The organism is Rhizobium sp. PP-CC-3G-465 (genome assembly GCF_004343445.1).
Classification (GTDB): Bacteria; Pseudomonadota; Alphaproteobacteria; order Rhizobiales; family Rhizobiaceae; genus Ferranicluibacter; species Ferranicluibacter rubi.
The window spans coordinates 2,046,309-2,072,407 of the sequence record NZ_SLYH01000001.1 but is presented as its reverse complement, the minus strand read 5'-3'; the positions used below and the strand labels follow the sequence as shown (position 1 = coordinate 2,072,407).

Here is a 26,099-nt window from a genome sequence, read left to right as displayed (position 1 = left end):
CGCCCAGCGGTCTGGACGCGTGCGTCACCGAAGACCGTGGCGCCCGTTTCACCGGGCCGCCAGAAGTTTCATCATCTGCTGGATGTCGATGGAGGCCAGCCCGAAATTGCGGTCGGTGAGGTCTTTGAGCTTCTCCGCCGTCAGCGCCACCGTCTTGCGGATCTGCTCTTCGGTGTGCTCGCTGGTGATGAAGAAGCGCAGGCGCGCCAGGCCTTCGGGCACGGCAGGGTGAATGATCGGCAGCGCATTGACGCCGGCCGCCAGGAGGTCGTTCGAAAGCTGCACCGCCCGCAGGCTGTCGCCGACGAGAACCGGTACGACGGAGAAACCGGCGCTGAGCCCAGTGTCGAGACCGGCTTCCTGCGCAAGCTTCAAAAACAGCGTTCCGTTGCGCCGGAGGGCTGCGGCACGCTGCGGCTCGCTCTCCAGAATATCGAGGCTGCCGATGGCCGCGGCCGTCAGCGCCGGTGCAAGGCCGACGCTGTAGACGAAACCGCCTGCCGTTGCCTTGAGGACGGAAGCAAGCGCCGCGTTGCCGGCGATATAGCCGCCACAGCTTGCCGTCGTCTTCGACAGCGTGCCCATCCAGATATCGACCTCTTTCGGGTCGATGCCGTAATGCTCGAACGTGCCGCGACCCCGACGGCCGAGAATGCCGAGGGAATGCGCCTCGTCCACCATCAGCCAGAAGCCGTATTCCGCCTTGAGCTTGAGGATGGCCGGCAGGTTCGCCACGTCGCCATCCATCGAATAGATGCCTTCGACGACCACGAGGATGCGACGGTAGTCGCCGGACACCGTCCGCAGCACCGTTTCGAGGTCCTGGGCGTCGTTGTGCTTGAACAGACGACGCGTGGCGCCCGAAAGCTTGATGCCGGCAAGGGCGCTGTTGTGGATGAACTCGTCATGGACGACGAGATCCTTCGGGCCGAGCAGGCAGCTGATCGCCGCGACATTGGTCAGGTAACCGCTAACGAAGCAAACCGCGGCATCCACGCCGTAGAAACGGGCGATCCGCTCTTCCAGTTCGCCATGCACCGGACGCTCGCCGGCCACGAGGCGGCTGGCCGACGCCGAAATGCCATAGGTGCCGATCGCCTCGTTCGCCTTCTCCAGCACATGCGGGTGACGGTTGAGGCCGAGATAGTCGTAGGAGGCGAAGTTGATCAGCTCGCGACCATTGATGATGGTCGTCGCGCCGGCCGCCGTCGCATGGGCACGGTAGAAGGGATTGTCGATACCGAGCTGCGCGCTCGCCGCCTCCTGGGTCTGCACCTGCTTGAATTCCGGCAGGTCCTCGAACCGCATCTGCGTCCGGCGCACCGGCGTCGGAACCTCGCGTTCGGAGCGGGCCATCCGGTTGCGCTCGGACGACTGATGCGTGTTGCGCATCCGGTCGAGCAGGTTCTCCCGGATGCTGCTGTTCATCTTCGATGCGGCAGGTTGCCGGTCGTCGCTCATTGGCTTGCAGCTTTCTCCGGAGACGTCGCCTTATGGCGCTGGGTCAGTTCGTTCAGGATCTTGTCTTCCGTCGGCGGCTCTTCCTCGTCGCTTCCCTGGTCGCGCTTGCTGACCTTTTCGTACAGCTTGTGCGCAACGTCCCCAACGGTCGTATTGTCGGCGACGCCCGAGAGTGGCATGTCGAAGCCCGTATTCTGCTGGAAGCTGATGCCGAGTTCAACGGCCATCAAACTGTCCAGCCCGATTTCCTTCAAGACCTTGTTCCGGGAGATCGTATCCTTGGAAACCCGCAGAATTGCGGCGATTTCGTTGGCCACGAGCTCATAAAGCAGATCTTCGCCCTCCTGCGGCGATTTGCCCTCGATCATGGCGACGAGATCGAGCGTGCTGCCGTCGCTGCTGCCGGTATGCTGGTCGGCGGTGCGCATTACCACCTCGAACAGCGGCTGGCGAACGACCGGCAAATTGCGCGCGGCCGCCCAGTCGAACTCGGCAATCATGGCGGTCGCGGCATTCACCGTGCCGGGGTCGGCAACGATATAGGCTTCCACCTGGTCGAGCGCCGCCTGTGCCTTCAGCGCGGTCTTGCCGATGCGCTTCGACAGGATGTCGTTGACCTCGGTATTCTGCGCCAAATAGCCGGTATCGGCGATCGCGCCGAAGCCGATGGCGAGACCCTTCAGTCCCGCTGCCCGCCGCGCCTGCGCCAGTCCCTCGAGATAGCCGTTGGCCGCGACGTAATTGCCCTGGCCGGGATTGCCGACCAAGGTCGTTGCCGACGAGAACAGCAGGAAGAGGTCGAGATCGTCCTTCCGCGTCAGGCTGTCGAGCACGGCAGCGCCCTTCGCCTTGGTATCGATGACGGGGCGGTTACGCGCCCGGTCGAGATTGGAGATCAGCGCATCGTCAAGCACCATGGCGGCATGAATGATGCCTTTCAGCGGGCCTTCGCGCCGCAGCGTTGCGAGCATCGCGACCGTCGCATCGACATTGGTGATATCGCAGGCGTGAACGCTGGCAACGACGCCCTTGGCGTCCCAGCGCTGGATCGCGTCCAGCGTTTCGGCATCGGCCACACCGCGACGGGTGGTGAGCGCGATCCGGCGGGCACCCTTTTCCACGAGCCAGTTGGCAGCGGCAAGGCCGAAGCCGCCGATACCGCCGACGACCAGATGCACGCCGTCGCCGGATACCGTCATCCGCGCGCCGGCGGCTGCCGAAACGGAATCCCGGCCGGCAACAGGCGGAAGCACGACGATCTTGCCGATATGCCCGGCATTCTGCATCAGGCGGAAGGCATTGCCGATCTCGTCATGCGCGAAGGCACGATAGGGCAGCGGCACGAACTTGCCCTCTTCGAACAGCTGTCCGACCTCGGCGAAGATCCGCTTGGTCAGGTCCGGCTGGTTGACAAGCAGCTGGTCGGCATCGATGCCGAAATAGCTGATGTTCCGGCGGAACGGGCGAAGCCCGATCTTGCTGTCGGCAAAGTAGTCGCGCTTGCCGAGTTCCAGGAACCGGCCGAAGGGTTTGACCAGCGACAGGCTCTGCTCCATCGCCTCGGCAAAGAGCGAGTTCAGAACGAGATCGACGCCCTCGCCATGGGTCACGGCACGAATGTCCTCCACGAAGGACAGCGAACGCGAATCGAAGACGTGATCGGCACCCAGCATCGTCAGGAAGTGACGTTTTTCGCGGGTGCCGGCGGTGGCGATCACCTTGGCACCGGCATGCTTTGCCACCTGCAGCGCTGCAAGGCCGACACCGCCGGCCGCGCCATGGATGAGGATGGTCTCGCCGGCGCGGATGCGACCGAGTTCGATCATCGCATAATAGGCCGTGAGGAAGGCGACCGGAACCGTGGCGGCGGCAACCGGGCTGACCGTTTCCGGCAACCGGGCGATGCCGGCGCGTGCGACCACCGCATGCGTCGAGAAGGCAGCCGAGGCCATGGCCATGACGGGATCGCCGATGGCAAGGTCCGTGATCTCGCTGCCGAGCGCGACCACGTGGCCGGAAAGCTCCATGCCGATCGTCGCACCGGCAAATCCGTCCTCAAGCGCCTCTTCCGGAAGAAGGCCCATGGCCCACATCACGTCACGGAAGTTGAGACCGGTGGCCGCGACTTCAACGACGACATCCGTCGGGCCGGGTTTCGGCAGGCTGGTGGCTTCCCATGCGATGCTGCCGACCTGCGAGGCCACCCGCTGGCGGATGGTCGCAGCCTCGAAGGACTGCGTCTGGCGAAGGGTGCCTTCGACCGGGCCGGGAACGGCCCGGATCTCCTGCGCATGACCGTCGATGACGGCCCATTCGCGGTTCTCGTGTTCACTCTCGATCAGCGCTGCCGCGAGAGCGAGCACTGTCTCGACTTCAGACGGGGTCGCAGCGGGAGCGTCGACCGCGTGGAGATCGATCAGGTCGTACTCGTTCTGGAGAACGCGGCAGAAGGTCCAGACGCCGCTGTTCAGCGCCGACGTTGCGGCGACCGGCGATCCGCCCGGGGCAACCAGTGCCAGGTGCGGACGCTCGTCGCCCGTGGGTTCACGATCCGCATGATGCGCGCGGACGGCTTCGCCGAAGGCACTGAGCGACAGGACGATGGTCTGCAGGTGCTCGGAATCCTCAAGCGTATCTGCGGACGGCGCAGGCGACAGGTAGACCGCCCGGATGGCGCGCCCCTGAAGCGCCTTGAACGCATCGAGAAGCTGCACCTTGTCGGTCTCTTCGCCCGTGAGCGTCACGGGCATGATCGCACAGTCGGAAATGGATGCCGGCAAGGCGGCGGTCGCCGCCGCTGTCCCGAGCACAAGGATCGGGTGATGCGATACGGGTGCCGCAACGTCTGGCGACGCTGCGTCGAGCGCGGATCGGCCTGCTCTCGCCTCGAGCGCGATCAGCGCGCCGTAGGCCCCTTCGCGATCATCGACGACGATATCGGCCAGCCTCAGGTCGGAAAGACATTTTTCCCACTGCGGTGCGGTTGCAAACCGACCGATCGGGAATTCCGGCGACTGGCTTCGGGCAAACCATCCGTCCGTCAGGCCATAGGCGAAATCGCTGAACACGGTCGGCGCTGTCGTCACGGCGATGAAGGCGCCGCCTGGGCGTAGGGCGTGACCGAGAATGCCACGAAGCGACGGATCTTCGTCCGCCAGGGCAAACAGCATCTCGGATGCACTGACGACGATATCGACCGTCTTGACCGACGTGAACGCGTCCTTCTTCAGGACGGATACGCGCGCATCGTCTTCGAACGCGATTTCAAGGTTGCGTTGCGCATTGTCGCGCGGCTCGATCACGGCAAGGCTTGCGCCATGGCGCACGGCAAGAGCCGCAAGGCGCCGCGTGAAATTGGCCGACACGGTGCCAAGCTCGATGATGCGAAGGCCGTTTTCGGCCGACGAGAGAGCCTGCTCCAGTGCCGTGTACACCATGTCGGTCCGCTGGCGGGTGGCTAGCGAGTGGACGGCCTGATGATCGAGCGTGGCCTCGCTGATGAAACCCGTCGTCTGAACGACGGTGTCTTCGCCGCCCTGGCCGGAGAGTTCCGTAGCATAAAGCGCCGACAGGCGATCGAGCGCTTCCGTGTAGGCATCGTTGATCAGCACGGCCTCGACGGCGCGTGCGGCATTTTCAGCGTAGAGTTCCTTCAGGATTTCGCTGACCGGAGGCAGAGCGAAGTCCGCCGCCACTGTCCAGCGATTGTCGGTATGCTCTGCAAGGCCTGCATCTCCGAGGACGACGAGGCAGTTGCTGAGGAAGCAGCGGAAGCCGACATCGCCGGGCAGAAGCCGCATGTCTACCTGGTTGCCGCCGCGCGCGAGCTTCAGCGCGATTTCGTGGCAGGCCCGGTAGATGGCCGCGTTGAAGAGCAGCGTCGTGTTGTCGATCCCGTCGCCGCCATCGGCCGGCAGAAGGATAGCCGGCAGCGGCTTCGGCTGCGCGGGCCGCATGGCCGCCAGCGTATCGGAGGGCACGGCCTCGTAGTGGTACGACAGCATGTCCAGCGTCTTGTGCTGGCGCAGATAGGTCCGGCGGAAGCGGCAGTCGTCGAACGCGGCGACGAGCTTGCCGTCCTCGCCGTAAAAGCGGAACTTGGCCTTGATGGAGTTCGCGCTGACACGCTCCACCTCGGCGATCGCCCGCTTGATCACCTGGCCCGAGGCTGCAAGCCGAACCGAGCCGAACCGAACGGGGATATAGGGTGCGCCGCCAGCTTCGCCGGTAAACCGGCCAAACAGCGCCACCATGCCGTGGAAGGTCGCATCGACGGAGATCGGATTGAGGCTGTAGGACACGAACGGGTGTCCCGCCTCGGACGGCGTCTTCAGCTCGACATCGATGAACCGCTCACCGAACGCGACGGCTTTCGACAGCAGCTGGAATCTCGGGCCGTAATCCAGTCCGAACTGCCGCGCTGTCTCGTAGGCCTTCGCCGCAAGAACGGTTTCCGTCTTCTCGAGACCCTTGAAGTCGGGCCGGATGTGGTCGTTGCGCGCGATCGGCTTGCGGCAGCGGGCAACCGCATGCACCGCCCAGTCGTCTTCCGTCAGGCGCTCGCGCGAGCGGATCTCGATGTCGCCGGTTTCCGGCGACAGAAGCGTCGAGAGCTCCATGATCTTGGTGTCGCCGAGTTCCAGCGGGCGTACGATTTCAAGATTGGTGATCTCGACCTCGCTGGTGCCATAGAACTGCTGCGCCGCGGAGATCGCGATCTCGATGAAGCCGCTGCCCGGCAGGATGGACTTTCCATCGACGACGTGTTCGGCGAGATCCGGAAAGAGATGTCCGTCGATATGGTTCTTCCAGCTGCCGCCGTTCAGATCGGCGCGCCAGCCGGCAAGCGTATAGGGGACGCGGGAGCCGCGGCCGAAGAGATCAGCGCTGTCGCTGGTGACGGCCGGCCGGAGTTCGGTCGGCTCGAACGGCAGCAGCGGCAGGCGCACGGACGCATTCCGCTTGCCGAAGAGGCGCGCCGGATTGCAGTCGGCACCATGCGCGATGGCGCGGGCCATGGCGCGCGACACCGGGTCGATCCCCTTGGCCGCAACTTCCTTCAGCAAGGTGGGCACCACGATGCCCGGCGCGGTCGCCGCCTTGATTGTTTCCTTGACGTAGGACGACAGGATCGGGCGTGGCGAGATCTCGAGGAACAGCGTGCAGCCGAGTGCGATGGCCGCTTCCGTCGCGGCCTGGAAACGAACTGGCTCGCGCACGTTCTTCCACCAGTAGTCGACATCCAGCTGAGAGCCGTCGAGGCGCTCGCCTGTGACGGTGGAGAGATAGGCAATCTCGGTGGTGCGCGGCGCCAGGTCCGGAATATCGCCCATGAAGGCCTTTTTGGCCTGGTCGATGATAGGGTGGTGGAACGGGTAGTTGATGTCGAGGATCTGGACCGGGATCTTCGCCTTGCGGGCGGCATCCCGGAACGCGGTCACTTCAGCCACGGGACCGGAAATGGTCACGGAGTTGCGGGCATTGATGGCGGCAACGCAGACATTGGCGATGCCGTGCTTCTCCGCGAAGGCCTGAGCGGCCTCGTCGCCGAGCATGACGGCGGCCATGGTGCCCTTGCCGGCCAGCAGGTCCTGATGCAGAGAGCGTTTTGCGACGATCGCCACCGCATCGACCAGCGACAGGGCGCCGGCCGCATAGGCTGCAGCGATTTCGCCGACGGAATGGCCGAAGACCGCCGTCGGCTTGATTCCCATGGCAACCAGCGAATCCGACAGGGCTGCCTGCACCGCAAAGAGCAGCGGCTGGGCGATCTTGGTGTCGGCCAGCTTATGGGCAAGATCCGGATCGGTCAGCAGCGCTGCGAGATCCAGGTCCGCGTGGAACTTGAACAGGGCGCTGATCGAGGTGAAGCACTGGCGGAAATGCAGGTTTTCGCGGAAGGCGTCCGCACCCATGCCGGCCCACTGCGAGCCGTTTCCGGAAAACACGAAGGCGACCTTCGCATCCCGCGTCACGGCTTCGCCGGTCTCGCCGAGATCGGACGCCGGAGCTTCGATATGGCTCGAAATGGCGCGGATGATGTCTTCGGGGTTCTCGCTGCGTGCCGCAAAGCGGTGGCGCATGGCCGTACGGTTCACACCGGACGCGGCGATGATGGCACGGGCCTCCTCGCGGGAGGCCTTGGCGAAGGACGACTTGTAGGCGCGCAGAAGCTCTTCGAGGCTGCTCGCCGTATGGGCGCTCGCCATGAACATATGACCGGAAGCCGCGTTGCGCTGGCGGTCTTCGGATACGGGCTCGGGATCGGAAATCACGACATGCGCATTGGCGCCGCCGAAGCCGAAGGAGTTGATGCCGGCGAGGCGCGCGCGCTTGCCACGCAGAAGCTCGATCGGGTTCGCCGTGACGCGCACGTTCAATCCGTCGAAGTCGATGTTTTCGTTCGGCGTATCGAAATGCAGCGATGCCGGAAGATAATTGTTCTCGAGCGCCATGACGGCCTTCAGCATGCCGAAGAGGCCGGATGCAGGCTCGGTGTGCCCGATATTCGACTTGATGGAGCCGATCGGTACCGGCGCGCGCCGGTTGGTGCCGATGACCGTGCCGATCGACCAGACTTCCGCCGGGTCGCCGACCTTGGTGCCGGTCCCATGGCCTTCGACGAAGGCGACCTGGTTGGCGTCGATATTGTTGCCTTCGTAGATCGACCGCAGCAGGGCTGCCTGGGACTCGCGCGACGGCAGAGAAATGCCGTTCGTGCGGCCGGCCGAGTTCGTGCCCGTCGCGACGATGCGCGCGTAGCTGCGATCCTTTTCCTGCCGGGCCCGATCGGAGCGGCGCAGGACGAACACGACGCCGCCTTCGGCACGCACATATCCAGCGCCGTCGTTGTCATAGGCGCGGCACAGGCCCTCGGGCGACAGCATGCGCGCCTGCGCAAACCCGACGAAGGGCAGGGGATGGGCGAGAATATTGATGCCGCCGACGATGGCGGTGTCGATCTCTCCGGCATTCAGCGCCCGCATCGCCTGGTCGAGCGCGACGATGGAGGACGAACAGGCCGTATCGATGGTCATGGACGGGCCACTAAGCCCGAAGATGTGGGAGATTCGGTTCGAAATGACGGACAGCGTATTGCCGGTCATGAAGTAGGGGCCGGCAGCCGCCGGGTCTTCGACCGTGAGGTTCGCATGGTCGAGGCTCGACGCGCCGACATAGACGCCGACATTTTCGCCCTGGAGCGAGGTCAGCGAGATGTTGGCGTCTTCGACCGCGCGCCACGCCAGTTGCAGGAGAACGCGCTGCTGCGGATCCATATACATGGCTTCGCGCTGCGACATGCCGAAGGCGGCGGGATCGAAACCATAGATGTCGTCGATCACCCCAGCGGCAAACGAATAGGTCTTGCCGGGGTTGCCCATCTCGGGATGCCAGAAGCGAGCAAGGTCCCACCGATCCGATGGAATCTGCGTTACCGCACATTTGCCCTGCCGCAGAAGCCGAAAAAGCGCTTGAGGCGAATCAGCTCCCGGAGCGACGCAGGCGCGCCCTATGATTTCTGCTGTCATCTTTTATCGAACGCTCTGAACTGTCTGCGGTGTGACTTGCTGATTGCACTTGGGTCCCGAAAAATCAATCAGAACTTCTCCTGGATGGCAGTCCCTGCCTCGGGACTCGGACACAATGACTCTGTGTATGTGAGGTATAACTAAAATAAATATCGTAGATATATGCGTCTAAATTTTCAACTTTACGGCGCAACAGCCAGCGCCTTGCTGAGTACAGCAACAAGCGGGCTCGTTTGTCGAGCGATTCATTTCGTTTTCTACCGACCATAAAAGAAGAAAGACCTTCCTTGCATGAATGGAGGATGAATGTACTTCAAACAGGCGGTGGATGACCCGAAAATGTGCAGGTTTTAAGGCCTGCTGGATGGTGCCGACCGACAGGGGCCTCATGCGTATGGCCCGGGAATCCGCCCCCATGCCAAGCCTCTACGCGGCGGTGGTTAGCAGAAGGCCTCCCGCAATGCCATAGGATAGAGGCCTTCCCAGGGGCAAATGCTGCAATGCGGGATGCAGGACCGAGCGTGGGGCGCGGTACGCATGCTCCGCGATCAGATCGTCACCTGTTCACCGAGCTCCACCACCCGGTTTGCCGGCAGACGGAAGTAGTCGGAGGGGTCGATGCCGATGCCGGCGAGCGCGATATAGAGGCGATCCTGCCACTTGGGCAGGCCGGAGTTCGGGTCGCTGATCAGGTTGCGCCGTCCGACATAAAACGACGTTTGCATGATCTCGAACTTGAAGCCTGCCTTCTTGCAGAGACCCAGCGCCTTGGACACGTTCTGGTCGTCCATGAATCCGAATGTGATCTGGATGCGGAGGAAGCGATCGGAAATCCGGACGAGTTCGATGCGGGACGCAGGCGGCACATAGGGCGTGTCGGCGGTGCGAACCGTCAGGATGACGTTCTGCTCGTGCAGGACGTGGTTGTGCTTGATATTGTGCAGCAGCACCGCCGGCGTCTTGTCGGGCACGCTGGTCAGGAACACGGCCGTGCCGGGAACGGCGACCGGGGCGTGATCGGACTTCTTCTCGATCGACCGGATGAAGGTTTCGAGCGGGATGTCGTTGCGCGCAGTCTTTTCGCGCAGGATCATCGAGCCCTTCCGCCATGTCCACATGATGACCATGATGGTCGCCGCCAGTAGGACGGGCACCCAGCCGCCATCATGGATCTTGAGGAGGTTGGCGGCGAGGAAGACCGTTTCGAGAAGCAGCAGCGGCAGGAGAACGGCGCCTGCGGCAACGGCGCTCCATTTCCACACCGAGCGCAGGAACTGGAACGCCATCAGGGTCGTCACCACCATCGCGCCGGTGACCGAGATACCATAGGCGGTCGCCAGCGACTCCGAATCCCCGAAGGTGAAGATGAGCACGAGAACCCCGACGAAGAGCAGCGTGTTGACGGCGGGAACGTAGATCTGCCCCGTATTCGTCTCGGAGGTGAAGGTGATCTGCAGGCGCGGGAGGAACCCGAGATGGACGGCCTGACGCGCGAGCGAAAACGCGCCGGTGATGACCGCCTGGCTGGCGATGATGGTGGCAGCCGTGGCCAGAAGCACGATCGGCAGCAGCGCCCAGTCGGGATACATCAGATAGAACGGGTTTTCCGCCGCCTCCGGATGCGCCAGCACGAAGGCGCCCTGGCCGAGATAGTTCAGCGCCAGCGACGGGAAGACGAGGATGAACCAAGCGACCTGGATCGGCTTGCGGCCGAAATGGCCGAGATCGGCATAGAGCGCTTCGGCCCCGGTGACGGTGAGGAACACCGCGCCGAGCACGATGAGCCCGACGAAGCCGGCATGGGTGATGAACCAGACGGCGTTGATCGGATTGAGCGCTTCGAGGATCGTGTAGTCGTCGCCGATATGCAGGAGGCCGCCCCAGGCCATGGCCAGGAACCAGAGAACGGTGATCGGCCCGAAGAAATTGGAAACGGCGGCCGTGCCGCGCGACTGTACGGCGAAGAGGCCGACCATCATCGCGGCCGAGATCGGTAGGACGTAGCCGCTCAGCGCCGGTGTCACGAGCTTCAGCCCCTCGACGGCGGACATCACCGACAGCGCCGGCGTGATCATGGCATCCCCGATGAACAGGGCGGCGCCGATGATGCCCGCGAAGAACAGCACCGGCATGTAGCGGCCCGTCTTCTTCATCAGAAGGGCGAGAAGCGACAGCGTGCCGCCTTCGCCGTCATTGTCGGCGCGCAGGAGAAAGAGGACATACTTGAAGGTGACGATGATCGTCAGCGTCCAGACCATCAGCGAGATGAGGCCGATGACCTCGTTATGGCTGATGCCGTCATGCGAGAATGGGCGGAGCGCTTCGCGAAACGCATAGAGCGGGCTGGTTCCGATGTCGCCATAGACGACACCGATGGATCCCATGAGCAGGACGAGAAATTTCTTCGTGCCTGCGGTGTCCTGCTGGGCAGGGCCGGCGGATGCGGTCATGGAATGTCAGACTTTCCTTCACGTCTCGCACCGGGCAAGACACGTTGCGTGCGCGAAACAGCTGGCTCGACACGTCCGTCTCGAGGCGCCAAGCGCCGTCTGTCACGGCGCCTGCGAGCCCAGGCGGACACTGTATCCCGGCCGTTTCGAACACACCGTTACAATTATTGTCCGGTCGCGAGCAAGCCCGAAGACGCGCCGCCTGTCGGCATCCCGAAATCTTGGCACAGGAGCGCTTGCGCATTCTGTTGCGCTGCACAAGAATAGGCGAATGCGCCACGCCGATCTCACGATCCTCGTCATCGATGAAAATGCCATCCGGTCCTCGATCATCGAGGAGGGCCTGCGCGAGGCCGGGCATCTCAAGGTCACGGTGATCCACGAGGTCAACGGCGTCGCCCGGATCATCGAGACGCTGAAGCCGGATGTCATCATCATCGATCTCGAAAATCCGAACCGGGACATGATGGAGCATCTCTTCCAGCTGACCCGCACCGTCAGCCGCCCGATCGCCATGTTCGTCGATCGTTCGGATACGGCCTCGATCGAAGCGGCCGTCGATGCCGGCGTTTCCGCCTATATCGTCGATGGTCTGCGCAAGGAGCGGGTGAAGCCGATCCTCGACATGGCCGTCAGCCGGTTCAACGCGTTCTCCAGGCTGCAGCGGGAACTGGCGGAAGCGAGATCCGCGCTCGAGGAGCGCAAGGTCGTGGAACGCGCCAAGGGCATCATGATGAAGATGCGCGGTCTCTCCGAGGAGGAGGCGTTCACCCTGTTGCGGCAGACCGCCATGAACGAGAAGAAGAAGATCGCCGATATCGCGCAAAGCGTCGTGACGGCGGCGGGTCTGCTGACATGATCGCTGCGTTCCGCTGCCGCCCCATAGACCGGAGGATACGCCCATGACGACAACGCTGATCTCCCCCGGCGCAGCGTCTGCGGCGCCTGGCGCTGCCCTTGCGGCACCGGCACGCGGTGCGAAGAGCGAGGGTGCACGCGTCCTCAGGGCCGGCTTCATTCCGCTTGTCGATGCTTCCGTGCTGATTGCGGCGGCCGAGTTCGGTTTCGCGGCCCGCGAGGGACTGGCGCTCGACCTCGTGCGCGACGTGTCCTGGGCCAATGTGCGGGACCGCCTGGCATTCCGTCAGTTCGACATTGCCCATATGCTCTCGCCGATGCCCGTCGCCTCCATGCTGGGGCTCGGCTCCAACCCGTCGCCGACGATCACGCCGTTTTCGCTGGGGCGGGGTGGCAATGCCATCACGCTCTCGACCCGGCTCTTTGCCCGCATGCGCGATGCCGGCGCCCCGGAGGGCGCTGATGCGCTCGCGCATGCAAGGGTGCTCCGCCGCGTTCTCGACGGGATGCGGGATGCCGGCGAGGCGCCACCCACCTTCGGCATGACCTATCCGTTCTCGTCTCACAATTACGAGTTCCGCTACTGGCTCGCCGCCGGCGGTATCGACCCGGACCTCGACGTGAAGCTCGTCGTCGTTCCCCCGCCGTTGACCTCCGATGCGCTGGCCGCGGGCGCCATTGACGGCTTCTGCGTCGGGGCGCCATGGAATATGGTGGCATCGGAACGCGGCGTCGGCCGCATCGTCGCCGCCAAACAGGACATCTGGCCGTCGGCGCCCGAAAAGGTCATCGGCATGCGGCCGGACTGGGCGGAGAGCCATCCCGAAACCGTGTCCCGCCTGCTGGTCGCGCTGGATGCCGCCGCCCGGTGGTGCGACAGGGGCGAAAACCACGACGAACTCGCAGCGCTTCTCGCGCAGCCGAACTACATCGCCGCTCCGGTCGATATCATCCGCCGGGTGCTCGCCGGCGAGTTCAGCCTCGATGACACCGGCGAGCGTCGGGTGATCCCGGATTACTTCACCTTCCATGGCGGCTTTGCGAACTATCCCCGGCCGAGCCACGCGCTCTGGACATATAGCCAGATGCTCCGCTGGGGGCAGGCCGAGTGGTCGCCGGCGCTGGCGGAAAAGGCTCTCTCAGCCTACCGGCCCGATCTCTATCGCGCCGCTTTGGGTACAGGCCCCGCCGATGCCGATCTCAGGGCGGAAGGGACATCCTTCGGCGACCGCTTCATGGATGGCTTCACCTTCGATCCCCAGGCCATCCCGGATTATGTCGCCGCCTTTCCCGTCCGCTACGAGCGGGTTGCGGGCTCCCTCAGCGACGACGCCTGATGGTGACGGTGCCGTTTTGCGATGCATGCTTTTCGCTGCGTTGCAGGCATGTGGCTAGAAGATAAGCAAAGAGCAGATTGGTTATATTTCAAGCACAGTCGTGATTTTCCTTTCGAAACAACCTCTTGATCGAGCTTTCGGCATTTGGCACGCCGCTTGCTTCTGAGGTATTGCTCAGTCAACGGCGATTGAAGCGAAAGAGCGCAAGACGCGCTCACCCAATGACACCGACGTCGCAAGGTTTTTGCTCCGGAGCTTCAGGCTCCTTGAGAAGCATTTTCCGAGCGGCGTTTTTTTGTGCCGAAATTTCCAAGCTTCCGCCCGTTTCACCAGAGGATATCCTTCGATGACCCGCATTCCGACCCCGTCCCTGAGCCGCCGCTCGATCCTCAAGACCACGGCCACCGCAGCACTCCTTACGGCCATGAAGGCTGCTTTCCCCAGTGGCGCCTTTGCGCAAGGGGCAGGGCCGGAGACCACCAAGGCAACGCTCGGCTTCATCGCGCTGACGGACAGCTCGCCACTGATCATCGCCAAGGAAAAGGGCTTCTTCGACAAGCACGGCATGACCGAGGTGAATGTCGTCAAGCAGGCGTCCTGGGGCACAACGCGCGACAATCTGGTGCTCGGCTCGGCCGGTAACGGCATCGACGGCGCGCATATCCTCACCCCCATGCCCTACCTCATCTCGGCCGGCAAGGTGACCCAGAACAACCAGCCGCTGCCCATGTCCATCCTCGCCCGGCTCAACCTCGATGCCCAGGCGATCTCCGTCGGCTCGGCCTATGCGGATTTGAAGGTCGGCATCGACTCGGGCGTGCTGAAGGAAGTTTTCGCCAAGAAGAAGGCCGAGGGCACGGCTGCCAAGGTCGCCATGACCTTCCCCGGCGGCACGCACGATCTCTGGATCCGCTACTGGCTGGCAGCCGGCGGCATCGATCCGGATACGGATGTCGAAACCATCGTCGTTCCCCCGCCGCAGATGGTCGCCAACATGAAGGTCGGCACCATGGACTGTTTCTGCGTCGGCGAGCCGTGGAATGCGCAGCTGGTCAACCAGGGCATCGGCTACACCGCGGTCAACACGGCCGAGATCTGGGACAAGCACCCCGAAAAATCCTTTGCGATGCGCAGCGACTGGGTGGAAGCCAACCCGAATGCCGCCAAGGCACTGACCATGGCCATCATGGAAGCCCAGCAGTGGTGCGACGACATGGTCAACAAGGAAGAGATGGCCGCCATCATCGGCAAGCGCGCCTGGTTCAACGTGCCGGCAAAGGACATCGTTGGCCGCCTGAAGGGTCAGTACGACTACGGCAACGGCAAGGTGGTCGACCAGAGCCCGCACCTCATGAAGTTCTGGGCCGACCACGCTTCCTACCCCTACCAGAGCCATGACGCCTGGTTCCTGACCGAGGATATGCGCTGGGGCAAGTATGCGCCGGACACCGACATCAAGGCGCTGATCTCCAAGGTCAACCGCGAGGACATCTGGCGCGCCGCCGCCAAGGATCTCGGCATTACCGACGTACCCGCCTCCACATCGCGCGGCGTCGAGACCTTCTTCGACGGCAAGACCTTCGATCCGGCAAACCCGGAAGCCTACCTGCAGAGCCTGTCGATCAAGCGCTTCGCCTGACCGGACCCGATGGGCCGGCGCCTTGTGCTCCGGCCGCAACCCTCATTCTCAGGAGACCGGCATGTCCGTCACCAATCTCAACACGGCCCCCGCCAAGGCAAAGCCGAGTGCTCAGGTCGTCACCTTCTCCGCGCCGGCCAAGCGTCCGGCCCCATCGCAGCTCATGCGGCGCCTCTCGGCCATTGCAAGTGATCTCGTGCCGCCGCTCGTCACGCTGCTCGTCCTGCTCGCCGCCTGGGAGCTCATCTGTTCCTCCCCGACATCGAGCCTGCCATCCCCGACCCGGGTGATGGCCGAGAGCTGGGATCTCATCGTCCACCCCTTCTACATCGGTCAGGGCACCGACCAGGGCATGGCCTGGCACATCATGGCCAGCCTTCAGCGCGTGGCGGTCGGCTATGCCATCGCCGTCGTCGTCGGCATCGCCATGGGCGTGCTCGTCGGGCAAAGCCAGTGGGCCATGAAGGGTCTCGACCCGATCTTCCAGATCCTGCGCACCGTGCCGCCGCTCGCCTGGCTGCCGCTGTCGCTCGCCGCCTTCCGGGACGGCAATCCCTCGGCGATCTTCGTCATCTTTATCACCGCGGTCTGGCCGGTCATCATCAACACCGCCGTCGGCATCCGCAATATCCCGCAGGACTACCAGAACGTCGCCAAGGTGCTACGCCTCAACCAGTTCGAATATTTCGCCAAGATCATGCTGCCGGCCGCCGCCCCCTACATCTTCACGGGCCTGCGCATCGGCATCGGCCTCTCTTGGCTCGCCATCGTCGCGGCCGAAATGCTCATCGGCGGCGTCGGCATCGGCTTCTTCATCTGGGATGCGTGGAATTCGTCGCTCATCAGCGACATCATCGTCGCCCTCATCTACGTCGGCGTCGTCGGCTTCTTCCTCGATCGCTTCATCGCATTCATCGGCCGCCTGGTCACCCGCGGCACTGCAACGGCCTGAAGGAGAACGTTTCCATGGCAAAATCCTATCTCTCCATCGAACTGGTCGACAAGTCGTTCGAGCGCAACGGCCAGGTCTCCGAAGTCCTCAAGCAGGTCTCGCTCGGCGTCGAAAAGGGCGAGTTCATCTCGATCATCGGCCATTCCGGCTGCGGCAAGTCCACGCTGCTCAACCTCGTCGCCGGCCTGACCAAAGTCACCAGCGGTGCGGTGCTGCTCGAAAATAAGGAAGTCTCCGAGCCCGGCCCGGAGCGCGCGGTGGTCTTCCAGAACCACTCGCTCCTTCCCTGGCTCACCGTCTACGAAAACGTGTCGCTTGCCGTCGACAAGGTCTTCTCCCGCAAGAAGTCGAAGGCGGAACGCCATGACTGGGTGATGCGCAATCTCGATCTCGTGCAGATGACCCATGCGAAGGACAAGAAGCCCTCCGAAGTGTCCGGCGGCATGAAGCAGCGCGTCGGCATCGCCCGTGCGCTCGCCATGGAGCCGAAGGTGCTGCTGCTCGACGAGCCCTTCGGCGCGCTCGATGCGCTCACCCGCGCCCACCTGCAGGATCAGGTCATGCAGATCCATGCGAAACTCGGCAACACCGTGCTGATGATCACGCACGACGTGGACGAGGCCGTACTGCTCTCCGACCGCATCGTCATGATGACCAACGGCCCGGCGGCCCGCATCGGCGAGATCCTCGACGTGCCGATCGCCCGCCCGCGCAACCGCATCGAGCTGGCCACCGACCGCAGCTACCTGAAGTGCCGGGAAGCCGTCCTGAAATTCCTCTACGAGCGCCACCGCCTCGTGGAAGCCGCTTGAAGGAGAGGATGACATGAAACAGAAACTGGTCATCATCGGCAACGGCATGGCGCCCGGCCGCATGCTGGAAGAACTCTTCGAACAGGCCCCCGGCCTCTACGACGTCGTGATCTTCAACGCCGAGCCGCGCGTTAACTACGACCGCATCATGCTGTCGCCGGTCCTCTCCGGCGAGAAGCTCTACGAAGACATCGTCATCCATGGCGACGACTGGTACGCCCGCCACGGCGTGACGCTGCACAAGGGCGCGAAGGTCACCGGCATCAACCGCACCGCCAAGACCGTGACCTCGGCGAACGGCGTCACCGAGAGCTACGACAAGCTGGTTATTGCGACCGGCTCGCTGCCCTTCATCATCCCCGTACCGGGACACACGCTGCTCGGCGTTCTCGCCTATCGCGATCTGGACGATGTCGAGAAGATGCTCGATGCCACCAAGCGCGGCGGTCGTGCCATCGTCATCGGCGCCGGTCTGCTCGGGCTTGAGGCCGCCTACGGCCTCAAGCGCCAGGGCATGGATGTCACCGTCATCCACATCATGCCCACCATCATGGAGCGCCAGCTCGATCCGCCGGCGGCCTACCTGCTCGAAAAGGCCCTCAACGATCGCGGCATCGAGATCATCACCAAGGCGAACACCAAGCGCATCGTCGGCGAGGACAAGGTCGAGGGCATCGAGCTCGAAGACGGCCGGGTGATCGAAGGCACCATCGTCGTGATGGCCGTCGGCATCCGACCGGCAGCCCAACTCGCCAAGGAGGCGGGCGTCGTCACCAACCGCGGCATCGTGGTGGACGACGGCATGATGACGTCGGACGGCTCGATCTACGCGCTCGGCGAATGCGCCGAGCACCGCGGCGTCTGCTACGGCCTCGTCGCACCGCTCTATGAAAGCGCGAAGACACTCGCGGATCGGCTGATCGGCGGCGCCTCGGAGTACCGGGGCTCTGTGGTCAACACCAAGCTCAAGGTCACCGGCATCAACCTGTTCTCGGCCGGCGACTTCGCCGAAGGCGAGGACCGCGAGGAGATCGTGCTGCGCGACGCCACCGCCGGCGTCTATAAACGCCTCGTGCTGAAGGACAATCGCATCGTCGGCGCCGTGCTCTACGGCGAGACGGCCGACGGCGCCTGGTTCTTCGATATGATCAAGCGGGGAACCGACATCTCCGAGATGCGCGATACCCTTATTTTCGGCCAGGCCTATCAGGGGGGCAGCCCGCTGGACCCTACGGCGGCCGTTGCAGCCTTGCCGGATGATGCGGAAATCTGCGGCTGCAACGGCGTCTGTAAGAGCAAGATCGTCGGCACGATCAACGCCAAGGGCCTGACGTCGCTCGACGACGTGCGCGCCCATACCAAGGCCTCCGCCTCCTGCGGCTCCTGCACCGGCCTCGTCGAGCAGCTGATGGTGCTGACGCTCGGCGACAGCTACAACCCGGCGGCCGTCCAGCCCATGTGCAAGTGCACCGATCTCGGCCACGACGACGTGCGCCGCCTGATCGTCGCCAAGGGGCTCAAGACCATTCCGGCCGTCATGCAGGAACTGGAGTGGAAGACCTCCTGCGGCTGCGCCAAGTGCCGGCCGGCGCTCAACTACTATCTCGTCTGCGACTGGCCGGATGAGTATGCCGACGACTACCAGTCGCGCTTCATCAACGAACGCGTCCACGCCAACATCCAGAAGGACGGCACCTATTCCGTCGTTCCCAGGATGTGGGGCGGCGTCACCAATGCCGGCGAACTGCGCGCCATCGCCGACGTGGTCGACAAGTTCGAGATCCCCATGGTCAAGGTGACCGGCGGGCAGCGCATCGACCTTCTAGGCATCCACAAGGAAGACCTGCCGGCCGTCTGGGCGGATCTCGGCAAGGCCGGCTTCGTCTCGGGGCAGGCCTATGCCAAAGGTCTTCGTACCGTGAAGACCTGCGTGGGCACGGACTGGTGCCGCTTCGGCACGCAGGATTCGACCGGGTTCGGAATCCGGCTGGAGAAGTTCATGTGGGGCTCCTGGACGCCGGCCAAGCTGAAGCTCGCCGTGTCCGGCTGTCCGCGCAACTGCGCGGAAGCGACCTGCAAGGACATCGGCGTCATCTGCGTCGATAGTGGCTACGAGATCCATTTTGCAGGCGCTGCCGGCCTCGACATCAAGGGCACCGAAGTGCTGGGCCTCGTCGCCACCGAAGACGAAGCCCTCGAACACATCGTGGCGCTGGCGCAGATGTACCGCGAGCAGGGCCGCTACCTCGAGCGCATCTACAAATGGGCAAAGCGCGTCGGGCTGGACGAAATCCGCCGCCAGATCATGGGCGACGCGGAAAAGCGCAAGGGCTATTTCGACCGCTTCGTGTTCTCCCAGACATTCGCACAGGTCGATCCCTGGTCGGAGCGCGTCTCCGGCAAGGACAAGCACGAGTTCAAACCCATGGCCGTCGTCGGCATGGCGGAAGCGGCGGAGTGATGGCCATGGAAACGAAGAACATCCGGGAAAGCGATGCGGCCGGTTTCGAGGCTGGTTTGGGCGTCAACTGGGTCGATATCGGCACGATTCACGACATTCCCCTGCGCGGTGCCCGCTGCGTCCGTACGCCCCAGGGCCGCATCGCCGTCTTCCGCACGGCGGACGATCAGGTCTTTGCGATGGAGGACCGCTGCCCCCACAAGGCCGGCCCCCTATCGCAGGGCATCGTCCACGGGACATCCGTCACGTGCCCGCTGCACAACATGGTGATCTCGCTCGAAACCGGACAGGCGCAGGGTGCCGACGAAGGCGCGGTTCGCACCATCCCGATCCGCAACCGCGATGGATTCCTGTCGATCGCGGTCGATACCCTTAGCCTGCTCGTCGCGGCGGAATAGGGGCCGGTATCAGCCCCTCATCCCCCTGCCGGGACCTTCTCCCCGCAGGCGGGGAGAAGGGACATGCGGCAAGCGCTCGCTTCTATCTCGAAGGCTCATGATCGAGTCTGAGCCCGTGCCACAAATTCCTTCTCCCCGCCTGCGGGGAGAAGGTGGCGGCAGCCGGATGAGGGGCTATCCCTCGCGTCAACCTTGGGAAATATCGATGCCCGTTGAAACCAAGACCACCTGTCCCTATTGCGGTGTCGGCTGCGGCGTGATCGCTCGCGTCGAGGAGACCGGTGCCGTTTCGGTGCGTGGCGATCCCGATCATCCGGCGAACTTCGGCAGGCTCTGCTCCAAGGGCTCGGCGCTCGCCGAAACCATCGATCTCGACGGTCGCCTGCTCACGCCCCACATATCAGGCGCGCCTGCGTCCTGGGATGCGGCGCTCGATCTGGTCGCCACGACGTTCGCCGAAACCATCCGGCAGCACGGACCGGACTCGGTCGCCTTCTATGTCTCGGGCCAGCTTCTGACCGAGGACTATTACGTCGCCAACAAGCTGATGAAGGGGTTCATCGGCTCGGCGAACATCGACACCAATTCCCGCCTCTGCATGTCCTCTTCGGTTGCCGGCCATCGGCGTGCCTTCGGGTCGGATACGGTGCCGGGCACCTATGCGGATATCGAGCTTGCCGATCTCGTCGTCCTCACCGGCTCCAACCTCGCCTGGTGCCACCCGGTCATCTACCAGCGCCTCGCTGCTGCCAAAGCCGCCCGGCCGCAGATGAAGGTGGTCGTCATCGATCCGCGCCGCACCGCGACCAGCGATATCGCCGACCTGCACCTGTCGATCCTGCCCGATGGCGACACGGCCTTGTTCGGCGGCCTGCTCGCCGATCTCGCCGCGAGAAGCATGCTCGACCGGGCTTTCGTCGACGATCACACGCAAGGCTTCGAAGCCGCCCTGTCCCGCGTCGCACATCTCGGCATCGCCGAGGTGGTGGAAAGCACGGGGCTCGATGCCGCGGATATCGAAGCCTTCTACGCGCTGTTTGCGGCCAGCGAGCGCGTCGTCACCTGCTATAGCCAGGGGGTCAACCAGTCTTCCTCCGGCAGCGACAAGGTCAATGCCATCATCAATTGCCACCTTGCCACCGGCCGCATCGGTAAGCCCGGCATGGGGCCGTTCTCGCTCACCGGCCAGCCGAATGCCATGGGCGGACGCGAGGTCGGGGGCCTTGCCAACATGCTCGCCGCCCATATGGCGATCGAAAGCACGGAGGATCGCGACACCGTCCAGCGCTTCTGGCAGTCGCCTGCCATCGCCGACAAGCAGGGCCTGAAAGCCGTCGATCTCTTCCGCGCCGTTGCGGATGGCCGGGTGAAGGCGATCTGGATCATGGCGACCAACCCCATCGTCTCCATGCCCGAAGCCGATCTCGTACGGGCGGCACTTGTGGCCTGTCCCTTCGTCGTCGTCTCCGACGTCATGGCCGAGACCGATACAACGGCGCATGCCCATGTGCTGCTACCATCGCTCGGCTGGGGTGAAAAGCACGGAACGGTCACCAATTCCGAACGCCGTATCTCGCGCCAGCGGGCGTTTTTGAGCGCACCGGGCGAGGCGAAAGCCGACTGGTGGCAAATGGCTGAGGTTGCACGGCGCATGGGCTTTGATACCGCCTTCGATTTCGTCGGTCCCGCTGCCGTCTTTGCCGAGCACGCTGCACTCTCCGCCTTTGAGAACGAGGGAAACCGCGATTTCGACATCGGCGCCCATACCGATATCACGGCGGATGCCTACGACGCGCTCGCGCCCTTCCAGTGGCCACAGCCAGCCGGCACGGCCCCGAATGCGGCCGACAGCCGTTTCTTCGCAGACGGTCGCTTCTACCATCCGGATGGCCGGGCGCGCTTCGTCCCCGTCATCCCCGCCCGTGATCAACGGACGACGGCAGCACATCCCTTCGCGCTCAATACCGGCCGTATCCGCGACCAGTGGCACACGATGACGCGCACCGGCAAGACGGCGCGCCTGACCGCGCATTTCGCCGAACCCTTTGTGGAGATCCACCCGGACGACGCCCGGTCGCTCGGCCTGACGCCGGCCGACCTCGTGGTGCTGGAAAGCCCGCAGGGACGCGCGGTGCTGCGCGCTCTCGTGACGCCGCGCCAGAAGCCGGGGCACCTGTTTGCACCCATGCACTGGAACGATCAGTTCGCCTCCGCCGCCCGCATCGATGCTTTGGTGCCGGGGCTGGTGGATCCCGTGTCCGGACAGCCCGCTTCCAAGCATGTGGCCGTCGCCGCTGCCAAGCTCGATGTCGGGCTCTACGGCTTTGCCATCTCGGTCGAAAAGCCCGAAATCTCCAAATCCTCCTCTCATCCGCTCGCCTATCACGCCCTCGCACGGGCGGCCGGTGGCTGGCGGATGGAGTTTGCGGCTGCACCCCTGCCTTTCGGGGAGGAGGGCGGGGTGCAGGATCGCGACTGGACCGGTTGGAGTGTCGAAACGCTCGGCATTCCCCCCGGACTTGAACCCCTCGGCTACCGCGATGCCGTCACCGGCCATATCCGGCTGGCCTTCTTCGACGGCGAGCGGCTGCTCGGCGCCGTCTTCCTCAGCCCGCGCCCCGTGGCCGTCGCCAGAAACTGGGCCATCGCCCAGCTGGGCGCCACTCATGCCGATCTGCGGCGCCGCTTTGCGGTCGTCGCGGGCCGCCCGGGCGCCGAGGCGGTCGATCCCGGCGCCACGGTCTGTTCCTGCTTCAACGTCGGCATCAACCAGATCGTCACCGCAGCGGCCGGCGGATGCTGCACGGTCGAGGCCATCGGCAAGGCTCTTAACGCAGGCACCAATTGCGGCTCCTGCCGCGCAGAGATCAGGGAGATCCTCAATGGAACGCGTATCGCTGCTGCCGAATAACGCCACCGCCTCCCGCGAGGGTTTGCCCTCAAGGTCTACCGCTCGCGTCGAGGCTCTGGCAAAACTCCCCGTCTTCTGGGGTCTAGAAGGCAAGCGCGTCGTCCTTGCCGGCGGCACGGAAGGTGCATGCTGGAAGGCCGAACTTCTCGCCGCCTGTGGCGCCGAGGTTCACGTCTACGCACCCGACGACACGCTTTGCGACGTCTTTGCCGATATGCTCCTGCGTCATGCTGAAGACAGCGCGGCAGGTCGGGCGCGTGGCACCTTCGTCCACCATCCACAGGCGTGGACCGCAGGCATCATGCCCGGTGCCGCTCTCGCCATTGCCGATTGCGAGGAGGAAGACGAGGCGCGCGCCTTTTACGAGGCCGCGGTCGCAGCCGGCGTGCCGGTCAATGTCATCGATAAGCCGGCTTTCTGCCAGTTCCAGTTCGGCTCCATCGTCAACCGCTCGCCAGTCGTCGTCGCGATCTCCACCGATGGCGCCGCGCCGATCCTGGCGCAGGCGATCCGCCGCCGCATCGAGACGCTGCTGCCGCAGAGCATCAAGGGCTGGTCGATGCTGGCCCAGTCGCTCCGCGACGCTGTCAGTGCGCGTCTGCATCCGGGCCCGGAGCGGCGTGCCTTCTGGGAACGCTTCGTCGATCGGGCTTTCACCAGTGTTCCCACAGCGGAGAGCGCTGCGGATCTCGTCGCCGAAGCCGATCGTCTGGCCGCTAGGCGCAGGGAGACGCGCGGTGGACCGGGTCTCGGTAAAGTCACGCTGGTCGGCGCCGGCCCAGGCGATGCGGAACTGCTGACCTTGAAAGCCGTTCGTGCGCTGCAGGCCGCAGACGTCATCCTGTTCGACGATCTCGTCTCCGGCGACGTGTTGGAGCTTGCCCGGCGGGAGGCCAAGCGCATGCTGGTCGGCAAGCGAGGCGGCCGCACCAGTTGCAAGCAGGAAGACATCAACGCGATGATGGTCACCTTCGCCAAAGCCGGCAAGACCGTGGTGCGCCTGAAGAGCGGCGATCCCATGGTGTTCGGCCGGGCCGGCGAGGAGATCGCCTGCCTGGAGGCGCATGGCATTCCTGTGGACGTCGTTCCCGGCATCACCGCCGCCAGCGCGCTTGCCTCCCGCCTCGGCGTGTCCCTGACCCACCGCGACCACACCCACGCCGTCCGCTTCATCACCGGCCATTCGCGCAAAGGCTGCCTGCCGACCGATGTCGACTGGCGCGCCTGCGCCGACCCGCGCACCACGACCGTCTTCTACATGGGCGGCCGCACGGCCCCTGCCATTGCCGAGCGCCTGATGGCCGAGGGTATGTCCGGTGCCATGCCGGTGGTCATCGCCTCCAACATCAGCCGCGCGGAGGAACGGCGCTGGCACGGCACGGTATCGACCATGCACATCGGCATCTCCGAGATCGGTTACGACAATCCAGTCCTCATCGGCGTCGGTAGCGTCTTTCCCAGGGGCTCCGCCGAAAGCGACATGGTCGCCCCGAACGACATCACGGATTTCCAGCCACAGCGGATCGCTATTTAGCCGGCGACATATCTTCGTCGACGGCGATGGCGATGCCATCCCCACGCGGATCATGCGCACCGTCGAGCGTGCCGTCCGCGTTCACCCGAATGACGCCCGCCTGTCCGGCGATCGGGCTTTGCGCGGGCAGGGGTGACAGCAGATGGCCGCGTGAGGCAAGCGTTTCGAAAACCGCCTCACCTGCATCCGCTTCGAGCTTCAGGCTGTCGCGGCTGTCGGAAAAGGTCTTGCCGAGAAGAAACCGCGGGCCGGCAAGCGCCTGTGCCGGATCTTCGCCGAAATCGATCAGCCGGGTGAGAAGCATGGCCAGCGTCTGCGGCTGCCCATCGGCCCCTTGGGTTCCGTAGATCAGCGCCGGGCGCCCGTTGCGCAGGCCCATGCCGGGGTTGAGCGTGTAGAAGGGCCGCTTGCCCGGCGCCAGCACATTGGGATGGCCGGGGTCGAGCGAGAAGGCGGCACCCCGGTTTTGCCAGAGAATGCCGGTATCGCCCACGACCACACCGCTTCCCCAGTCGAAATAGGTGCTCTGGAGCACGCTGACGCTGCGCCCCTCGGCATCCGTCGCGCCGAAGAACACGGTGTCGCCGGTACGAAACACATCCGGCCAGACCCGTGCCTGGGTGATATCGATAGCCTGCGCCCGGGCCGCGAGATGGCCGGGGTCGAGAAGCGCATCGACACGCTGCTCGCTGACGTCGGGATCGGCAATCCCGTGCCGGTCGAGAAAGGCCTGCTTCACGGCCTCTACGCAGAGATGCAAGTGATCGGCGCTTCCGGCCTCAAGTTCGGCTAGGTCGAAATGCGCGAGAATGCCCATGATGGCCAGCGTCGTCACGCCCTGCGTCGGTGGCGGTGGCGCCAGCAGTTCCACGCCGCGATAGACAAGGCTTGCCGGTGCTTCTTCCCGCGTTCGCGTTTCTGCCAGATCCACTGCTGTCAGCGGAGATCCGGCCGCGCGCAGCCCGTCTGCGATCGCCTGCGCCAGCGGCCCTTCGTAGAAGGCATGCGGTCCATCCGCCGCCAGCCGTTCGAGCGTGCGGGCAAGCTGCGGCTGGCGAAAGATCGCACCGACCTCTGGAGCAGTACCCCCGGGCATGAACACCTCGGCAAAACCCGGCCAGTTCACGGCCTCCGCCTTGCGGAAGTCGAGCCAGAAGGCCTGCGACGCCGTGACCGGAAATCCGTCCTTCGCAAAGCCGATGGCATCGTCCAGCAGGCTGGCGAAGGTTCGCGTTCCGCCCCAGTGCCGCGCTGAGTAGGCATGCGCATGCCCCCAGCTGTCCACCACGCAGGCGCTGGTCAGCGCCGAGCCTGCACCGCGAAGGGGAATGCCGGCCTCATTTCCGCTTCGCGCGGGCAGTTGTCGCGCCGCCTGCCCGATGCCCAGAAAGCAGGTCCGCCGGCCATCGGGATCGGCAACGATCCACACGGCATCGCCGCCCAGACCGCAGAAGTGCGGGTAGAGCACGGCGATGGCAGCACCTGTCGCGATACAGGCTTCCAGCGCATTGCCGCCCTCCCGCAACACGCGCGCACCCGCTTCGCTTGCCAGAACATGCGGACTGGTGACCATGCCGCCGCGCCCGCGCGCAGGTTCCTTGCCCGCCATCCCAGACGTTTCCGTGGATTGCTGCCCGCTCATCGATTCATCACCATCTCCGGCCTTGCGTTCTCGCGAAAACCCGTTTCAACTTCGCTGACCCGTAGAGCGCCGCGCGTTTATCTGAACGCGCAAAGGTCGCTCTACACTTTGAATC

The 26,099-nt window shown here is 64.4% G+C and carries 13 protein-coding genes; 9 read left to right on the top strand and 4 right to left on the bottom strand.

Going from position 1 to position 26,099, the window contains the following annotated elements; genetic code table 11:
- Positions 1-48: 48 nt before the first annotated feature.
- The 3 genes from C8J33_RS09800 to C8J33_RS09790 form a co-directional block, all read right to left on the bottom strand.
- Positions 49-1,461: an aminotransferase class I/II-fold pyridoxal phosphate-dependent enzyme gene (locus tag C8J33_RS09800; RefSeq protein ID WP_165916868.1), complete on the bottom strand. Its 1,413-nt coding sequence runs from the start codon at positions 1,459-1,461 to the stop codon at positions 49-51.
- A complete protein-coding gene (locus C8J33_RS09795; RefSeq protein ID WP_132663928.1) occupies positions 1,458-8,990 on the bottom strand; it encodes a type I polyketide synthase in 7,533 nt (2,510 codons plus the stop codon). The genes C8J33_RS09800 and C8J33_RS09795 overlap by 4 nt, the downstream gene beginning before the upstream one ends.
- A 548-nt stretch (positions 8,991-9,538) precedes the next feature.
- Positions 9,539-11,440, bottom strand: coding sequence for a potassium transporter Kup (locus C8J33_RS09790; RefSeq protein ID WP_110800159.1), 1,902 nt, complete (start codon positions 11,438-11,440; stop codon positions 9,539-9,541).
- A gap of 271 nt (positions 11,441-11,711) precedes the next feature.
- Here C8J33_RS09790 and C8J33_RS09785 point away from each other — a divergent pair, with 271 nt between their 5' ends.
- The 9 genes from C8J33_RS09785 (at position 11,712) to cysG (ending at position 24,342) form a co-directional block, all read left to right on the top strand.
- A complete protein-coding gene (locus C8J33_RS09785; RefSeq protein ID WP_132446159.1) occupies positions 11,712-12,299 on the top strand; it encodes an ANTAR domain-containing response regulator in 588 nt (195 codons plus the stop codon).
- 43 nt (positions 12,300-12,342) lie between these two features.
- Entirely contained in the window at positions 12,343-13,635 is a 1,293-nt protein-coding gene (locus C8J33_RS09780; protein WP_110800157.1) for a CmpA/NrtA family ABC transporter substrate-binding protein, read from the top strand.
- 346 nt (positions 13,636-13,981) lie between these two features.
- On the top strand, positions 13,982-15,274 hold the full coding sequence (locus tag C8J33_RS09775) for a CmpA/NrtA family ABC transporter substrate-binding protein (RefSeq protein WP_132663926.1): 1,293 nt from the start codon (positions 13,982-13,984) through the stop codon (positions 15,272-15,274).
- A 61-nt stretch (positions 15,275-15,335) separates the two neighbouring features.
- Positions 15,336-16,226, top strand: a complete 891-nt coding sequence (gene ntrB / locus C8J33_RS09770) for a nitrate ABC transporter permease (protein WP_132663924.1) — start codon at positions 15,336-15,338, stop codon at positions 16,224-16,226.
- Between the two features lie 14 nt (positions 16,227-16,240).
- Complete coding sequence (locus C8J33_RS09765; RefSeq protein ID WP_132663922.1) at positions 16,241-17,038, top strand: ABC transporter ATP-binding protein; 798 nt, start codon at positions 16,241-16,243, stop codon at positions 17,036-17,038.
- Between the two features lie 13 nt (positions 17,039-17,051).
- Positions 17,052-19,499, top strand: a complete 2,448-nt coding sequence (gene nirB, locus C8J33_RS09760) for a nitrite reductase large subunit NirB (protein ID WP_132663920.1) — start codon at positions 17,052-17,054, stop codon at positions 19,497-19,499.
- Positions 19,500-19,555: 56 nt separating this feature from the next.
- Positions 19,556-19,897 carry a nitrite reductase small subunit NirD gene (gene nirD / locus C8J33_RS09755; RefSeq protein WP_132664520.1) on the top strand — a complete coding sequence of 114 codons (342 nt, stop codon included), beginning with the start codon at positions 19,556-19,558 and terminating at the stop codon, positions 19,895-19,897.
- Between the two features lie 205 nt (positions 19,898-20,102).
- A complete protein-coding gene (locus C8J33_RS09750; protein ID WP_132663918.1) occupies positions 20,103-22,808 on the top strand; it encodes a nitrate reductase in 2,706 nt (901 codons plus the stop codon).
- Positions 22,780-24,342 (top strand): siroheme synthase CysG, encoded by a 1,563-nt coding sequence (gene cysG / locus C8J33_RS09745; RefSeq protein ID WP_132663916.1) that lies wholly within the window; start codon positions 22,780-22,782, stop codon positions 24,340-24,342. The genes C8J33_RS09750 and cysG overlap by 29 nt, the downstream gene beginning before the upstream one ends.
- Here cysG and C8J33_RS09740 read toward each other — a convergent pair.
- Entirely contained in the window at positions 24,335-25,915 is a 1,581-nt protein-coding gene (locus tag C8J33_RS09740) for a gamma-glutamyltransferase family protein (protein ID WP_132664519.1), read from the bottom strand. The genes cysG and C8J33_RS09740 overlap by 8 nt on opposite strands.
- Between the last annotated feature and the right edge of the window lie 184 nt (positions 25,916-26,099).

Coding starts and splice junctions, on each gene's coding strand:
- C8J33_RS09800 (WP_165916868.1), bottom strand. CDS start 1,461: ATGAGCGACGACCGGCAACCTGCCGCATCGAAGATGAACAGCAGCATC.
- C8J33_RS09795 (WP_132663928.1), bottom strand. CDS start 8,990: ATGACAGCAGAAATCATAGGGCGCGCCTGCGTCGCTCCGGGAGCTGAT.
- C8J33_RS09790 (WP_110800159.1), bottom strand. CDS start 11,440: ATGACCGCATCCGCCGGCCCTGCCCAGCAGGACACCGCAGGCACGAAG.
- C8J33_RS09785 (WP_132446159.1), top strand. CDS start 11,712: ATGCGCCACGCCGATCTCACGATCCTCGTCATCGATGAAAATGCCATC.
- C8J33_RS09780 (WP_110800157.1), top strand. CDS start 12,343: ATGACGACAACGCTGATCTCCCCCGGCGCAGCGTCTGCGGCGCCTGGC.
- C8J33_RS09775 (WP_132663926.1), top strand. CDS start 13,982: ATGACCCGCATTCCGACCCCGTCCCTGAGCCGCCGCTCGATCCTCAAG.
- ntrB (WP_132663924.1), top strand. CDS start 15,336: ATGTCCGTCACCAATCTCAACACGGCCCCCGCCAAGGCAAAGCCGAGT.
- C8J33_RS09765 (WP_132663922.1), top strand. CDS start 16,241: ATGGCAAAATCCTATCTCTCCATCGAACTGGTCGACAAGTCGTTCGAG.
- nirB (WP_132663920.1), top strand. CDS start 17,052: ATGAAACAGAAACTGGTCATCATCGGCAACGGCATGGCGCCCGGCCGC.
- C8J33_RS09750 (WP_132663918.1), top strand. CDS start 20,103: ATGCCCGTTGAAACCAAGACCACCTGTCCCTATTGCGGTGTCGGCTGC.
- cysG (WP_132663916.1), top strand. CDS start 22,780: ATGGAACGCGTATCGCTGCTGCCGAATAACGCCACCGCCTCCCGCGAG.
- C8J33_RS09740 (WP_132664519.1), bottom strand. CDS start 25,915: ATGGTCACCAGTCCGCATGTTCTGGCAAGCGAAGCGGGTGCGCGCGTG.